Here is a 14,548-nt window from a genome sequence, read left to right as displayed (position 1 = left end):
AGGGAAGGGTGAGTAACCATGCTCGCCGACAAGGATCGCATTTTCACCAATCTCTACGGTTTCCAGCCGTGGAACCTCAAATCCGCGCAGGCGCGCGGCGATTGGGACAAGACCAAGGATCTGATGAGCCGCGGCCAGGACGCGATTATCGAGGAGATCAAGGCGTCGGGGCTTCGCGGCCGCGGCGGCGCGGGCTTCCCGACCGGGCTCAAATGGAGCTTCATGCCGAAGGAGCCGCGCGCCGATCGCCCGAGCTTCCTCGTCATCAACGCCGACGAATCCGAACCGGGTTCGTGCAAGGACCGCGAGATCATCCGTCACGATCCGCACAAGCTGATCGAAGGCGCGCTGATCGCGGGCTTCGCGATGCGCGCGCGCGCTGCCTATATCTATATTCGCGGCGAGTTCATCCGCGAGGCGGAGACGCTCTTCGCCGCGGTGCAGGAGGCGTATGATGCCGGCCTGCTCGGCAAGAATGCGGCGAAGTCGGGCTATGATTTCGACGTCTTCGTCCACCGCGGCGCCGGCGCGTACATTTGCGGCGAAGAAACCGCGATGATCGAAAGCCTCGAGGGCAAGAAGGGCCAGCCGCGCCTCAAGCCCCCGTTCCCGGCGGGCGCGGGCCTCTACGGCTGCCCGACGACGGTGAACAATGTCGAAAGCATCGCGGTCGTCCCGACAATCCTCCGCCGCGGCGCGCCGTGGTTCGCAAGCTTCGGGCGCGAGAATAACAAGGGCACCAAGCTCTTCCAGATCTCGGGCCATGTCGAGCGCCCGTGCGTCGTCGAGGAAGAGATGGGCATCAGCTTCCGCGAACTGATCGACAAGCATTGCGGCGGCATTCGCGGCGGCTGGGACAATCTGCTCGCGGTGATCCCCGGCGGCTCGTCGGTTCCGCTGGTTCCCGCGGCCGAGATCATGGACGCGCCGATGGATTTCGACGGCCTGAAGGCCGTCGGATCGGGTCTCGGCACCGCCGCCGCGATCGTGATGGACAAGTCGACCGACGTCGTTCAGGCGATCAGCCGCATCAGCTATTTCTACAAGCATGAAAGCTGCGGCCAGTGCACGCCGTGCCGCGAAGGCACCGGCTGGATGTGGCGCGTGATGGAGCGGCTGCGCACCGGCGACGCCGACATCAGCGAGATCGACACTTTGTTCGACGTGACCAAGCAGGTCGAAGGCCACACGATCTGCGCGCTCGGCGACGCGGCGGCGTGGCCGATCCAGGGCCTGATCAAGCATTTCCGCCCCGAAATCGAACGCCGCATCCGCGAGAATGGCGGCGCGCTGGAGGCAGCCGAATAATGCCTAAAGTTACCGTAGATGGCGTAGAACTCGACGTCCCGCAGGGCGCGACCGTTCTGCAGGCGTGCGAGATGGCGGGGAAGGAAATTCCGCGCTTCTGCTACCACGAGCGTCTGTCGATCGCCGGCAATTGCCGTATGTGCCTTGTCGAAGTATCGCCCGGCCCGCCGAAGCCGCAGGCATCGTGCGCGCTGCCGACCGCCGAAGGGCAGGTGATCCGCACCGATAGCCCGATGGTGAAGAAGGCGCGCGAAGGGGTGATGGAGTTCCTGCTCATCAACCACCCGCTCGACTGCCCGATCTGCGATCAGGGCGGCGAATGCGACCTGCAGGACCAGTCGGTCGCCTATGGCCGCGGCGCGACGCGCTATGACGAGAACAAGCGCGCGGTCACCGAAAAATATATGGGCCCCATCGTCAAGACGGTGATGACCCGCTGTATCCAGTGCACGCGCTGCGTCCGCTTTGCGGAGGAAGTCGCGGGCGTTGAGGATATCGGCGCGATCTATCGCGGCGAGAATATGCAGATCACGTCGTATCTGGAGCATGCAATCCAGAGCGAACTCAGCGGCAATGTCGTCGACCTCTGCCCCGTCGGCGCGCTGACCAGCAAGCCCTATGCGTTCGAGGCGCGTCCGTGGGAGCTGACCAAGACGCTCGGCATCGACATGATGGATGCGGTCGGTACCAACGTCCGCATCGACAGCCGCGGGCGGCAGGTGCTGCGCGTGCTGCCGCGCATCAACGACGATGTGAACGAGGAATGGGCGAACGACAAGACGCGCCACCATGTCGACGGTCTGACCCGCCGCCGCCTCGACCAGCCCTATGTCCGCGTGAACGGCGCTCTCCAGCCCGCAAGCTGGGCCGAAGCCTTTGCCGCGATCAAGGCGGTGAATGCGGGCTCGTCGGTCGCCGCGATCGCGGGAGACCTCGCCGATTGCGAGACGATGTTCGCCGCGAAATCGCTGGTGACCGCGCTCGGCGGCAACCTGCTCGAAGGACGCCAGACCGGGCTCGACTATGACGTTACCAGCCTGTCGGCGGTCAATTTCAACACGACGATTGCCGAGGCCGAGAATGCCGACGTGATCCTGCTCGTCGGCACGAACCTTCGCTGGGAAGCGCCGCTCATCAACACGCGTATCCGCAAGGCGGCGTGGAAGAAGGGCGCGAAGGTCTTTGCGATCGGCCCCGAAACCGACCTCACCTACAAGACCGAATGGCTCGGCGACGACGCATCGCTCGTCACGAAGCTGCCCGCGCATGTCCTCGACGCGCTGAAGGGCGCCGAGCGGCCGATGCTGATCTTCGGTGGCGGCGCGCTGTCGGTTCCCGGCGTGCATGGCGCGGGCCTCGCGCTCGCCAAGGCGGTGAATGCGGTCAAGGACGGCTGGAACGGCTTTAACGTCGTCCATTTCTCGGCCGCGCGCATGGGATCGCTGATGCTCGGCTACGGCCTGCCCGGCGGGATCAAGGATGTGATCGCGGCGAAGCCGAAGCTCGCTTTCTTCCTCGGCGCCGACGAGGTCGATTTCGCGGCGCTGCCCGAGACGTTCAAAGTCTATGTCGGCCATCATGGCGACAAGGGCGCGCATGCCGCCGACGTTATCCTGCCCGCCGCCGCGTGGACCGAAAAGGACTTCACCACAGTCAACACCGAAGGCCGCGTTCAGCGCAGCGAGAAGGCGGTGTTCGCACCTGGCGATGCGCGCGAGGACTGGAGCATTTTCCGTGCGCTCGCCGATGCGGTCGGCGTCTCGGTCGGCTTCGATAGCTTCGACCAGTGCCGCGCCGCGATGATCGCTGCCGTGCCTGCGCTGGGCGTCGAAGGCATCGCCGACTATGGCTGGACGGTGCCCAAGCTGCCCGCCAAGCCCGAAGCGCGCGCGATCCCGTCGCCGATCAAGGATTTCTATCTCACCAACGCCATCTGCCGCGCGTCGCCGACGATGCAGCGCTGCTCGGAAGAGCTGATCCATGGCGTCGATTTTGCGGAGGCCGCGGAATGACCCCGGTACATGCAATCGCTGGCGTGCTGTTTGCCGGCATGGGTTATGCCGTCTGGCGCGGCTTCGATCCCAAGGGCAAGTCGGAACGGCCCGGCCCGCATAACGGCTGGCGCAACCAGGACGGGGCCGGCAAATGACCGAGACCTTCATCTCGTGGGGCATGGACCCGAACTGGGCGTGGGGCGTCGCGACGATTTGCGGCATCCTGCTCATCGCTTTGCCGCTGATGCTCGCGGTTGCGATGATCATCTATGCCGACCGCAAGATCTGGGCGGCGATCGCGCTGCGCCGCGGCCCGAACGTCGTCGGCCCCTTCGGCCTGCTGCAAAGCTTCGCCGACGGTTTGAAAGTGTTCCTGCAGGAAACGATCATCCCGAGCTCGGCCAACCGCGGCCTGTTCCTGATCGCGCCGATCATCACCTTCACCGTCGCGCTGCTCGCATGGGCGGTGATCCCGTTCAATTCGGGCGCGGTGCTCGCTGACATCAACGTCGGGCTGCTCTACATTCTCGCGATCTCGTCGCTCGGCGTCTACGGCGTGATCCTGTCGGGCTGGTCGTCGAACTCGAAATATCCCTTCTTCTCGGCGATGCGCGCTTCGGCGCAGATGATCAGCTATGAAGTCTCGATCGGCTTCATCCTGATCGGCGTCGTGCTCTTCGCCGACAGCTTCAACATGAACGAGATCGTGAAAGCGCAGCAGGGCCACGGGCTCGGCTTCGTCAACGCGTTCGGCTTCAACCTGCTGCTCTTCCCGCTCGCGGTGATGTTCCTCATCTCGTCGCTCGCCGAAACCGCGCGCGCGCCGTTCGACTTGACCGAAGCGGAAAGCGAGCTCGTCGCGGGCTATCAGACCGAATATTCGTCGATGAGCTTCGCGCTCTTCTGGCTCGGCGAATATGCCAATGTCCTTCTGATGTGCACGCTCAACGCGGTGCTCTTCTGGGGCGGCTGGCTGCCCCCGATCGACTGGGCGCCGCTCTATGCCGTTCCCGGCATCATCTGGCTGTTCGCGAAGATCCTGTTCTTCTTCTTCGTCTTCAGCTGGGTCAAGGCGACGGTCCCGCGCTACCGCTATGACCAGCTGATGCGGCTGGGCTGGAAGGTCTTCCTGCCGATCTCGCTTCTCTGGATCTTCCTGATCTCCGGCTATCTGATGCTGACGAGGTATTCATGAGTACCATTGCCCACCTCATCAAAAGCTTCACGCTGTGGGAGTTTGTGAAGGCGCACGCCCTCACGCTGAAATATTTCTTCAAGCCGAAGGCGACGATCAACTATCCGTTCGAGAAAAACCCGCTGAGCCCGCGTTTCCGCGGCGAGCATGCGCTGCGCCGCTATCCGAACGGCGAGGAACGCTGCATCGCGTGCAAGCTGTGCGAGGCGGTGTGCCCGGCGCAGGCGATCACGATCGAGGCCGAACCGCGCGAAGACGGTTCGCGCCGCACGACGCGCTACGACATCGACATGACCAAGTGCATCTATTGCGGCTTCTGTCAGGAAGCATGCCCGGTCGATGCGGTGGTCGAGGGGCCGAACTTCGAATTCGCGACCGAAACGCGCGAAGAACTGCTCTATGACAAGGCCAAGCTGCTCGCCAACGGCGACAAATGGGAACGCGCGATCGCGGCGAATCTTGCCGCCGACGCGCCCTGGCGATAAGGGCGCGCGCACATGATCCAGCTCTTCGCCTTCTACCTCTTCGCGACGATCGTCATCGCCTCCGCGGCGATGGTGATCTTCGCGCGCAACCCCGTCCACAGCGTCATGTGGCTGATCCTCGCCTTCTTCAACGCGGCGGGACTGATGCTGCTCGCGGGAGCCGAATTCATCGCGATGCTGCTCGTCATCGTCTATGTCGGCGCGGTCGCGGTGCTGTTCCTGTTCGTCGTAATGATGCTCGACATCGATTTCGCTGAACTGCGTGCCGGTTTCGTGCGTTATCTGCCGCTCGGTGCGCTCGTCGCGATCATCTTGGCGGCCGAGCTGGTGTTCGCGGTCGGCGCCTGGCAGGCGGGCGGGGTCGACCTCGCCGCGCGCGCGGCGCCGGTCGTCAGCGACAAGAGCAATATCCAGCAGATCGGCGAACTGCTCTACACGAAGTATATCTTCCTGTTCGAGGCGGCGGGCATCGTTCTTCTCGTCGCAATGATCGGCGCGATCGTGCTGACACATCGCACGCGCGGTGGCGTTCGCATCCAGAATATTTCGGCGCAGAACCGGCGCCGTCCCGAAGAGGCGACGCGCCTCGTCGATCCGGGCGTCGGGCAGGGGATGGAATTGTGATTTCGGTCGGCCATTATCTCGCCGTTTCTGCGGTGCTGTTCACATTGGGCGTGCTCGGCATCTTCATCAACCGCAAGAATATCATCGTTATCCTGATGGCGATCGAGCTGATCCTGCTCGCGGTGAACATCAACCTCGTCGCGTTCAGCGCGGCGCTCGGCGATCTCGTGGGCCAAGTCTTCTCGATGTTCGTGCTGACCGTCGCCGCGGGTGAAGCCGCGATCGGTCTCGCCATTCTCGTTATCTATTTCCGCGGCCGCGGCACCATTGCCGTCGACGATGCCAACCGGATGAAGGGGTAAGCCGGTGATCCAGGCGATCGTATTCCTGCCGCTCTTGGCGGCGCTTGTTGCAGGGCTCGGCCAGCGCGTGATCGGCAATGTGCCGTCGAAAATCATCACGACGGGCGCGCTGTTCACCAGCTGCGCCTTGAGCTGGCCGATCTTCCTGTCGTTCGTGATGGGCACCGGCGAAGCTGGCGTGACCCCGGTGCTGCACTGGGTGAGCTCGGGCGCGCTCCAGTTCAACTGGGAATTGCGCGTCGATACGCTGACCGCGGTGATGCTCGTCGTGATCACGACGGTGTCGGCGCTCGTCCACCTCTACAGCTGGGGCTATATGGAGGAGGATCCGGACCAGCCGCGCTTCTTCGCCTATCTGTCGCTCTTCACCTTCGCGATGCTGATGCTCGTGACCGCGAACAATCTTGTCCAGATGTTCTTCGGCTGGGAAGGTGTCGGCCTCGCATCCTATCTGCTCATCGGTTTCTGGTACAAGAAGCCGAGCGCCAACGCCGCCGCGATCAAGGCGTTCGTCGTGAACCGCGTCGGCGATCTGGGCTTCATGCTCGGAATCTTCGGCACCTTCCTCGTCTTCGGCACCGTCTCGATCCCCGAGATCCTCGCCGCGGCGCCGGGCATGGCTGGCAGCAGCATCACCTTCATGGGGATGCGTCTCGACACGATGACGATCCTCTGCCTGCTGCTGTTCATCGGCGCGATGGGCAAGTCGGCGCAGCTCGGCCTCCACACTTGGCTTCCCGACGCGATGGAAGGCCCGACCCCGGTGTCGGCGCTGATCCACGCCGCGACGATGGTCACCGCGGGCGTCTTCATGGTGTGCCGCCTGTCGCCGATGTTCGAAACCGCGCCGATTGCGCTCGGCGTCGTTACCTTCGTCGGCGCGGCGACCTGCCTGTTCGCCGCGACCGTCGGCACGACACAGTGGGACATCAAGCGCGTCATCGCCTATTCGACCTGTTCGCAGCTCGGCTATATGTTCTTTGCCGCGGGTGTCGGCGCCTATGGCGCGGCGATGTTCCACCTGTTTACGCACGCCTTCTTCAAGGCGCTGCTGTTCCTCGGTGCCGGTTCGGTGATCCATGCGATGCACCACGAACAGGACATGCGCTATTATGGCGGCCTCAGGAAGCATATCCCGCTCACCTTCTGGGCGATGATGATGGGCACGCTGGCGATCACCGGCGTCGGTATCGCGGGCGTCGCGGGCTTTGCTGGCTTCCACTCGAAGGACGGCATCCTCGAAGCGGCCTTCGCTGCCGGAGGCGGCGGCGTGGTCGCTTTCTGGGTCGGCATCTTTGCCGCGCTGCTCACGAGCTTCTATTCGTGGCGCCTGGTCTTCCTGACCTTCTACGGCAAGCCGCGCTGGGAAGAGAGCGAGCATATCCAGCATGCGGTGCATGGCGAGCATGAGGATCCCTCCGAGGAGCATTCGGCCGACGATCATGCCCATGCGCATCACCATCATGATGCGCACGGCGACGGCACCGCGGGCTATCACCCGCACGAAAGCCCGGTCAGCATGCTCATCCCGCTGGTCGTGCTGTCGATCGGCGCGGTGTTCGCGGGCTTCGTCTTCGCGCACCCCTTCATCTATCCCGAGGAAGGGCTTGCCTTCTGGAAGGGCAGCATCGCTTTCGACGAGCATCTGATGCACGCCGCGCACGAGGTTCCGACCTGGGTGAAGTGGACGCCGTTCGCGGTGATGGCGATCGGCCTGTTCCTCGCTTGGAACAGCTATATCCGCAACACCAGCCTGCCGGCGCGCTTCGTTGCGCAGTTCAAGCTGCTCCACCAGTTCCTGTACAACAAATGGTATTTCGACGAGCTCTACAACATCCTCTTCGTGAAGCCCGCCTTCGCGATCGGCCGCTTCTTCTGGAAGCGAGGGGATGAAGGCACCATCGACCGCTTCGGTCCCGATGGCGCCGCGGCGCTCGTCCAAGGGGGGACCCGTCTCGCGGTCCGGCTGCAATCGGGTTATGTTTATGGATATGCGTTTGTGATGCTGCTCGGTCTTGTCGGCCTCGCCAGCTGGGCCATGGTGAATTTCCTGTGAGCGGGCTTCCCATCCTTTCGCTGATGCTGGCGGTCCCCGCGATCGCCGCCATCGTCTGTCTGTTCGTCGGCGACAAGATGTCGCGCTTCGTCGCTCTCGGCGCGACGCTGGCGACCTTTGTCCTCGGCTGCATCCTCTGGGCGAATTTCGACATCGGCGGCGCGCAGTGGCAGTTCACCGAGCGCGCCGACCTGTTCGGGCGTTTTCAGTGGGCGCTCGGTATCGACGGCATGGCGCTGATGCTGATCATGCTCAGCGTCTTCCTGATGCCGCTCTGCATCCTCGCGAGCTGGGATGCGATCAAGCAACGCGTCGGGCTCTACATGGCGATGTTCCTGATCATGGAAGTCGTCATGATCGGCGTCTTCATGGCGCAGGACCTGCTGCTCTTTTACATCTTCTTCGAAGCCGGACTGATCCCGATGTATTTCATCATCGGCATCTGGGGCGGGGCGAACCGCAAATATGCGGCGTTCAAATTCTTCCTCTACACGCTGCTCGGATCGGTGCTGATGCTGATCGCGATGATCGCGATGATCATGGAAGCGGGAACGACCGACATTCCGACGCTGCTGAACTATGATTTCCCGCCCGCGATGCAGACCTGGCTGTGGCTCGCCTTCTTCGCCAGCCTTGCGGTCAAGATGCCGATGTGGCCCGTCCACACCTGGCTTCCCGACGCGCATGTGCAGGCGCCGACCGCGGGGTCGATGATCCTTGCGGGCGTGCTGCTGAAGCTCGGTGCCTATGGTTTCATCCGCTTCATGATGCCGATGTTCCCCGATGCGTCCGCTCAATTGATGTGGATCGTTTTCGGCCTGTCGATGATCGCGGTGGTCTACACCAGCCTCGTCGCGCTGGCGCAGAACGACATGAAGAAGCTGATCGCTTACTCGTCGGTCGCGCATATGGCGATCGTCACCGCGGGTCTCTTCGCCTTCAACCAGCAGGGGATCGAAGGCGCGCTGATCATCATGCTCAGCCATGGTGTCGTCTCGGCCGCGCTCTTCTTCTGCGTCGGCGTGATCTATGACCGGCTGCACACGCGCGAGATCGACCGCTACGGCGGGCTTGCGGTGAACATGCCGGCCTATGCGCTCTTCTTTATGCTGTTCACCATGGCGTCGATCGGCCTGCCGGGGACCAGCGGCTTCGTCGGCGAATTCCTGAGTCTGCTCGGCATCTATGAAGCGTCGAGCGTCGTCGCCTTCGTTTGCACCACCGGCATCATCCTCGGCGCCGCGTACATGCTCTATCTCTACCGCCGCGTCGTGTTCGGCGAACTCACCAAGGACGATGTGAAGGCGATGCCCGATCTGAACGCACGCGAATGGGCGATCATGGCCCCGCTCGCCGCCGTGGCGCTGTGGATGGGCGTCTATCCCGAAAGCTTCCTCGCGCCGATGCGCGGCGATGTGACGACGGTCGTTGCGCGCCTCGCTCCCGCGAGGCCCGCGGGCGACGCGCATCTTGCCGCCGGCAAGCCCAAGCCGGCTGCCGCGCACGGAGAAGCCGCCCACGGATCGAGCCATGCGGGAGGCGTCCAATGACCGCCGATCTCGCGCTCATCTGGCCCGAGCTGATCCTGACGATCGGCGGGCTCATCACGCTGATGCTCGGCACCTTCGTCGGTGACCGGCAGGTCGGCCTCTACCAGCTCAGCGCGCTGCTGACGCTCGCTGCGGCAGCTGCCGCCGCGGTTGCGCTGTTCGGGGTCGAGGCGACGGTCTTTTCGGGCACGCTCTCGGTAGACAGCTTCGGCGGCTTCGCCAAACTACTGATCTATGCCGCGAGCTTCGTCTGCATCGTCGTCGCGCCGCGCTTCTTCTGCGGCGGAATGCGCGCCGAATATCCGGCTTTGATCCTGTTCGCCGCGCTTGGCATGGGGATCATGGCCTCGTCGCGCGACCTGATGACGCTGTACGTCGGGCTCGAGCTCAACAGTCTTGCCGCCTATGTGCTGGCGAGCTTCATGCGCACCGACGAGCGGTCGAGCGAAGCGGGCCTCAAATATTTCGTCCTCGGCGCGCTGGCGTCGGGCATGCTGCTCTATGGCATTTCTTTGCTCTACGGCTTTTCGGGCACCACGGATTTTGCGGGCATCGCAAAGGCGATGGGAGGCGAGCTCAACATCGGGCTCATCTTCGGCATCGTCTTCGTGCTCGCGGGTCTCGGCTTCAAGATTAGCGCGGTGCCGTTCCACATGTGGACGCCCGACGTCTATGAGGGCGCGCCGACCCCGGTGACGACCTTCTTCGCCACCGCGCCGAAGGTCGCGGCGATGGCGCTGATGACGCGCGTCGTGATCGACGCGATGGGCCCCGCGGCCGGCGCGTGGCAGCAGATCGTCATCTTCCTCGCGCTCGCGTCGATCATCCTCGGCGCGGTCGGGGCGATCGGGCAGAAGAATATCAAGCGCCTGCTCGCCTATTCGTCGATCAACAATGTCGGCTTCATGCTCATCGGCCTTGCGGCGGGGACGCAGCAGGGGGTCGAGGGCGTGCTGACCTATCTGCTCGTCTATATGCTGACGACGCTCGGCGCCTTCCTCGTCGTGCTCCAGTTGCACGATGAGGGCGGCAATCAGGTCGAGAGCATTCCGGCGCTCGCCGGCCTGTCGCAGCGCCGCCCGGGGCTCGCCGCGGCGATGGCGGTGTTTCTGTTCAGCCTTGCAGGCATCCCGCCGCTGTTCGGTTTCTGGCCGAAATATCTGGTGTTCGAGGCCGCGGTGAACGCGAACCTCGTGCCGCTGGCGGTTGCGGGCATCGTCGCTTCGGTGATCGGCGCTTTCTATTATATCGCGATCATCAAGACGATGTATTTCGACGACAAGTCGGACACCGAATTTCCGAAGGGCGGCGGGGCGATCGTCGAGGATGCGGTGATTACCGCGAGCGCTCTCTGGCTCTCGGTCATCGGCTATCTCTTCATCCCTGCACTGGCGGTTCTTTCGGCCGGCGCGGCGGCGGGGCTCTTCTGACCCCGCCGATCGAGCGGACCCAGCAGACAGGCTCGACCAACGCCGACCTGCTGGCGCGGCTGGCAGGCGGCGAGCATGTCGGCGAGGGGCATTGGCTGGTCGCCGACCGCCAGACCGCCGGGCGCGGCCGTTTGGGTCGGGTGTGGGGCGACGGCTTGGGAAATTTCATGGGCTCGACCGTCGTCCGGCTGACCGCGAGCGATCCGTCGCCGGCGACGCTCGCGCTCGTTGTCGCGGTCGCACTGGCGAAGGTCGTAAAGATTTTCGCGCCCTCGGTTCCGCTCGAACTCAAATGGCCGAACGACCTGCTGGTCGATGGCGCGAAATGTTCAGGCATCCTCCTTGAGCGTAGCGGCGATAGCGTGGTGATCGGCATCGGGGTCAATCTGGCGTCGGCGCCCGAACTGCCCGATCGCAAAACCTTCTGCTTCGCCGAGTGCGGCGTTGCGATCGACCGCGATCGCTTCGCCGAGGCGCTGGCCGTCGCGCTGGTCGATGCGCTCTGGACCTGGCGGCACGAGGGCGTCGAAAGCATCGTCCGCGCGTGGCTGCCGCTTGGGCATCCGGTCGGGACGCCGCTCCGCGTATTGGAGCAGGACATCGACGGGACGTTCGACGGGCTCGCCGCCGACGGTGCGCTGCGCTTGCGCCGCGCGGACGGGGAAGTCATGCTGATCCATGCGGGCGACATCGAACTACGCCGTCCGGTCGAGGAGGGGAAATAGATGCTGCTCGCGATCGACGTCGGCAACACCAATGCCAAATTTGCGCTGTTCCGCGGCACCGAACTCCTCGCGCGCTGGCGGATCGCGACCGACGACCGGCGCACCGCCGACGAATATATGGTGTGGCTCGACCAGCTGATGCGGATCGAAGGCCATGAGCGCCGCGAGGTCGACGCGGTGATCATCTCGACCGTCGTCCCGCGAGCGCTCCACAATCTCCAGCTGCTCGCCCACAAATATTTCGGCGTCGACGCGCTCGTCGCGGGACGCGATCCGGTGAGCTGGGGCATCGCGCTCAAGGTCGACGAGCCGCAATCGGTCGGCGCCGACCGCGCGTGCAACGCGATTTCGGCGCAGGCGGTCGAGCCCGGCAAGGACAAGCTCGTAATCAGCTTCGGCACCGCGACGACGCTCGACCATATCGGCCCCGACGGCGCCTATATGGGCGGAATCATCGCGCCCGGGGTCAATCTGTCGTTGGAGGCATTGGTCGCGGCGGCGGCGAAACTGCCGCGCATCGCGATCGAGGCGCCGGCGACCGACAGCGTTATCGGGCGGACCACCGAAAGCCAGATGCTGATCGGCGTCTATTGGGGCTATGTCGCGATGATGGAAGGGCTCATCGCGCGCATGAAAGCCGAGATCGGCAAGCCGCTCACCGTCGTCGCGACGGGCGGTCTCGCGACGCTATTCCAGGAACAGGCGCACCTGTTCGATCGTATCGAACCCGATCTGACGCTGAACGGGCTGATGCACCTCTATCATCAACGAAAGCCAATAATATGACGACTCCGGGCAAGGAGCTGCTTTTTCTCGCGCTGGGCGGATCGGGCGAGATCGGCATGAACGCCAATCTCTATGGCTGCGACGGCAAATGGATCATGGCCGATCTGGGCGTGACCTTTGGCAGCCACGATTATCCGGGCATCGACATCGTTATGCCCGACCTCGAATTCATCGAGGACCGGAAGAAGGACCTGCTCGGCATCATATTGACGCACGGGCATGAGGATCATATCGGCGCCATCCCCTATCTCGCCGCCGAGCTCGGTGTGCCGCTCTATGCGAACCGCTTCACCGCGGGGCTGATCGCGCACAAGCTCGCCGAAGAGGGGCTGGAAAATGAAGTCGAGATCAAGGTGGTCGATATCGACGACAATTTCCGGATTGGCCCGTTCGGCATCCGCCTCGTCCCGCTCGCGCACTCGATTCTCGAAATGAGCGCGGTGGTGATCGACACGCCTTACGGCCGTGTCTTCCACACCGGCGACTGGAAGCTCGACGAGGAACCGATCCTCGGCGTGCCCGCGACCGTCGCGGCGCTGACCGCGATCGGCGACGAGGGCGTCGATGTGCTCGTGTGCGATTCGACCAACGCCTTCAACGCCGAGGCCTCGGGCAGCGAAGGGGCGCTTCGCGAAGGACTGGAACAAGCGGTCGGCGCGGCCAAGGGGCGCGTGGTCGTCACCACCTTCGCATCGAACGCCGCACGGCTCGCGACGCTGGGCGAAGTTGCGAAGGCCACCGGGCGCAGCCTGTGCGTCGCGGGGCGTTCGCTCGACCGCATTCTCGGCGTCGCGCGTTCGGTCGGCTATTTGAAGGATTTCCCGCCGACGGTCGATTTCGACGAGGCGATGCGTCTGCCGCGCGACAAGGTGATGGTGATCGCCACGGGAGGCCAGGGCGAACCGCGCGCCGCGCTCGCGCGCATGGCGGCAGACATCCACCAGATCAAGCTCGAGGCGGGCGACACTGTCGTCTTCTCGTCGAAGCAGATCCCGGGCAACGAGGTCGCGATCGGGCGGATCATGAACCAGCTTGCGGCAAAAGATGTGCTGACGGTGACCGAGAAGCAGGCGCATATCCATGTCAGCGGCCATCCGGGGCAACCTGAGCTTGCCGCGCTTTATGGCTGGCTGCGGCCGAAGCTCGTCGTGCCCGTGCATGGCGAGATTCGTCATATGCACGAACAGGCGCGCTTCGCGCTCGAAAAGGGCGTGCCCGACGCGCTGGTGCAGGAAAATGGCGATCTGGTGAAACTGGCGCCGGGCAAGGCGAAGATCGTCGAACGCGTGCGCGCGGGGCGGTTGATCCTCGACGGCGACGTCATCCTTCCCGCCGACGGCGAGACGATCAACGAGCGGCGCAAGCTGTCGCTCAACGGCCATATAACCGTTGCGGCGATCTTCTCCGGCAAGGCCTTCGTCGAAAGCGCGATCAGTTATCGCGGTGTGCCGGTCGAGGATGAGCGCGAAGCCTTTATCGACGAAATGCGCGAGGCGGCCGAGCAGGCCGCCACCGGCCCCGCACGCGAAGAAGACAAGCTGCGCGAGGCGATCCGGCTGGGCGTGCGCCGCGTCGCGACCGACTGGACGGGGAAAAAGCCCGTCGTCGATGTCATGCTCGTCGATGTCTGAGGAGCGATCGCGATGAAATGGACCTCGGCGCTCGCGATCTTCACGCTATTCTGGGTGTTCAGCGCTTTTTTCGTTCTGCCCTTTCACGGGCGACGCGTGAGCGACGACGATGAGCCGTTCGTGCCGGGGCAGGATCGCGGTGCACCCGCGCGTTTTCGTCCGGGGCGTATCATGCTGCAGATGACTATCGCCGCAGCGGTTGCCTTTGTGCTCTATTATACCGCCTATGTGAACGGCTGGGCCGACCCGGACGTGCTGACCGGGCGGGCCTGAGTTCCCCGGCAGGCACGATTGTCGCTCTGGCATCGTCGGCTTTGGGGTGATGAGCGGACGTTGCGGTAATTTAGCCCCTCCCCTTCAGGGGAGGGGCAACGCAGACTTGGCAGCTTGCTGCCTGGTCGTAGTGGGGTGGGGTCTATCGGCCTTGCGCAAGGCCGATAGACCCCACCCCCAACCCCCGCC

Annotated in this window: 14 protein-coding genes; all 14 read left to right on the top strand. The window is 64.0% G+C overall.

All coding sequences use genetic code 11. From position 1 onward, the window contains the following. Positions 1–18: 18 nt before the first annotated feature. Genes nuoF through FG95_RS02825 form a run of 14 tightly spaced genes read left to right on the top strand, consistent with a single transcriptional unit; the run spans position 19 to position 14,359 of the window. Entirely contained in the window at positions 19–1,308 is a 1,290-nt protein-coding gene (gene nuoF, locus FG95_RS02885) for an NADH-quinone oxidoreductase subunit NuoF (RefSeq protein WP_037553867.1), read from the top strand. Then, positions 1,308–3,320 (top strand): NADH-quinone oxidoreductase subunit NuoG, encoded by a 2,013-nt coding sequence (gene nuoG / locus FG95_RS02880; RefSeq protein ID WP_037553866.1) that lies wholly within the window; start codon positions 1,308–1,310, stop codon positions 3,318–3,320. The genes nuoF and nuoG overlap by 1 nt, the downstream gene beginning before the upstream one ends. Further along, entirely contained in the window at positions 3,317–3,457 is a 141-nt protein-coding gene (locus FG95_RS20710) for a hypothetical protein (RefSeq protein WP_161786525.1), read from the top strand. Before nuoG ends, FG95_RS20710 begins: the two co-directional genes overlap by 4 nt. Beyond that, positions 3,454–4,497, top strand: a complete 1,044-nt coding sequence (gene nuoH, locus FG95_RS02875; RefSeq protein ID WP_037553864.1) for an NADH-quinone oxidoreductase subunit NuoH — start codon at positions 3,454–3,456, stop codon at positions 4,495–4,497. The genes FG95_RS20710 and nuoH overlap by 4 nt, the downstream gene beginning before the upstream one ends. Beyond that, the gene (nuoI, locus tag FG95_RS02870) at positions 4,494–4,982 is read left to right on the top strand and encodes an NADH-quinone oxidoreductase subunit NuoI (protein ID WP_037553863.1); all 489 of its coding nucleotides are present in this window, start codon (positions 4,494–4,496) and stop codon (positions 4,980–4,982) included. The genes nuoH and nuoI overlap by 4 nt, the downstream gene beginning before the upstream one ends. Positions 4,983–4,994: 12 nt before the next feature. Continuing rightward, the gene (locus FG95_RS02865) at positions 4,995–5,606 is read left to right on the top strand and encodes an NADH-quinone oxidoreductase subunit J (RefSeq protein ID WP_037553862.1); all 612 of its coding nucleotides are present in this window, start codon (positions 4,995–4,997) and stop codon (positions 5,604–5,606) included. After that, positions 5,603–5,908: an NADH-quinone oxidoreductase subunit NuoK gene (gene nuoK, locus FG95_RS02860; RefSeq protein ID WP_003051614.1), complete on the top strand. Its 306-nt coding sequence runs from the start codon at positions 5,603–5,605 to the stop codon at positions 5,906–5,908. Before FG95_RS02865 ends, nuoK begins: the two co-directional genes overlap by 4 nt. A 4-nt stretch (positions 5,909–5,912) precedes the next feature. After that, entirely contained in the window at positions 5,913–7,964 is a 2,052-nt protein-coding gene (gene nuoL, locus FG95_RS02855; protein ID WP_037553861.1) for an NADH-quinone oxidoreductase subunit L, read from the top strand. Then, complete coding sequence (locus tag FG95_RS02850; RefSeq protein WP_037553860.1) at positions 7,961–9,514, top strand: NADH-quinone oxidoreductase subunit M; 1,554 nt, start codon at positions 7,961–7,963, stop codon at positions 9,512–9,514. The genes nuoL and FG95_RS02850 overlap by 4 nt, the downstream gene beginning before the upstream one ends. Then, complete coding sequence (gene nuoN, locus FG95_RS02845; RefSeq protein WP_037553859.1) at positions 9,511–10,944, top strand: NADH-quinone oxidoreductase subunit NuoN; 1,434 nt, start codon at positions 9,511–9,513, stop codon at positions 10,942–10,944. Before FG95_RS02850 ends, nuoN begins: the two co-directional genes overlap by 4 nt. Then, a complete protein-coding gene (locus tag FG95_RS02840) occupies positions 10,866–11,669 on the top strand; it encodes a biotin--[acetyl-CoA-carboxylase] ligase (RefSeq protein WP_081932975.1) in 804 nt (267 codons plus the stop codon). Before nuoN ends, FG95_RS02840 begins: the two co-directional genes overlap by 79 nt. Then, positions 11,670–12,455, top strand: coding sequence for a type III pantothenate kinase (locus FG95_RS02835; protein ID WP_037553856.1), 786 nt, complete (start codon positions 11,670–11,672; stop codon positions 12,453–12,455). Further along, complete coding sequence (locus FG95_RS02830) at positions 12,452–14,086, top strand: ribonuclease J (protein ID WP_037553854.1); 1,635 nt, start codon at positions 12,452–12,454, stop codon at positions 14,084–14,086. Before FG95_RS02835 ends, FG95_RS02830 begins: the two co-directional genes overlap by 4 nt. A gap of 12 nt (positions 14,087–14,098) precedes the next feature. After that, the gene (locus FG95_RS02825; protein WP_037553853.1) at positions 14,099–14,359 is read left to right on the top strand and encodes a DUF1467 family protein; all 261 of its coding nucleotides are present in this window, start codon (positions 14,099–14,101) and stop codon (positions 14,357–14,359) included. Positions 14,360–14,548 lie beyond the last annotated feature (189 nt).

Origin of the sequence: Sphingopyxis sp. LC363 (assembly GCF_000756385.1) — a bacterium.
Lineage (GTDB): Bacteria > Pseudomonadota > Alphaproteobacteria > Sphingomonadales > Sphingomonadaceae > Sphingopyxis.
Note: the sequence above shows the minus strand (reverse complement) of the source record. Positions and strands in the feature narration are given on the sequence as shown.

Bases quoted from the DNA above. Each gene is read 5' to 3' on its own strand.
- FG95_RS20710 (WP_161786525.1), top strand. From the start codon at position 3,317: ATGACCCCGGTACATGCAATCGCTGGCGTGCTGTTTGCCGGCATGGGT.
- FG95_RS02835 (WP_037553856.1), top strand. From the start codon at position 11,670: ATGCTGCTCGCGATCGACGTCGGCAACACCAATGCCAAATTTGCGCTG.
- FG95_RS02825 (WP_037553853.1), top strand. From the start codon at position 14,099: ATGAAATGGACCTCGGCGCTCGCGATCTTCACGCTATTCTGGGTGTTC.
- FG95_RS02830 (WP_037553854.1), top strand. From the start codon at position 12,452: ATGACGACTCCGGGCAAGGAGCTGCTTTTTCTCGCGCTGGGCGGATCG.
- nuoG (WP_037553866.1), top strand. From the start codon at position 1,308: ATGCCTAAAGTTACCGTAGATGGCGTAGAACTCGACGTCCCGCAGGGC.
- nuoH (WP_037553864.1), top strand. From the start codon at position 3,454: ATGACCGAGACCTTCATCTCGTGGGGCATGGACCCGAACTGGGCGTGG.
- FG95_RS02865 (WP_037553862.1), top strand. From the start codon at position 4,995: ATGATCCAGCTCTTCGCCTTCTACCTCTTCGCGACGATCGTCATCGCC.
- nuoN (WP_037553859.1), top strand. From the start codon at position 9,511: ATGACCGCCGATCTCGCGCTCATCTGGCCCGAGCTGATCCTGACGATC.
- nuoF (WP_037553867.1), top strand. From the start codon at position 19: ATGCTCGCCGACAAGGATCGCATTTTCACCAATCTCTACGGTTTCCAG.
- nuoI (WP_037553863.1), top strand. From the start codon at position 4,494: ATGAGTACCATTGCCCACCTCATCAAAAGCTTCACGCTGTGGGAGTTT.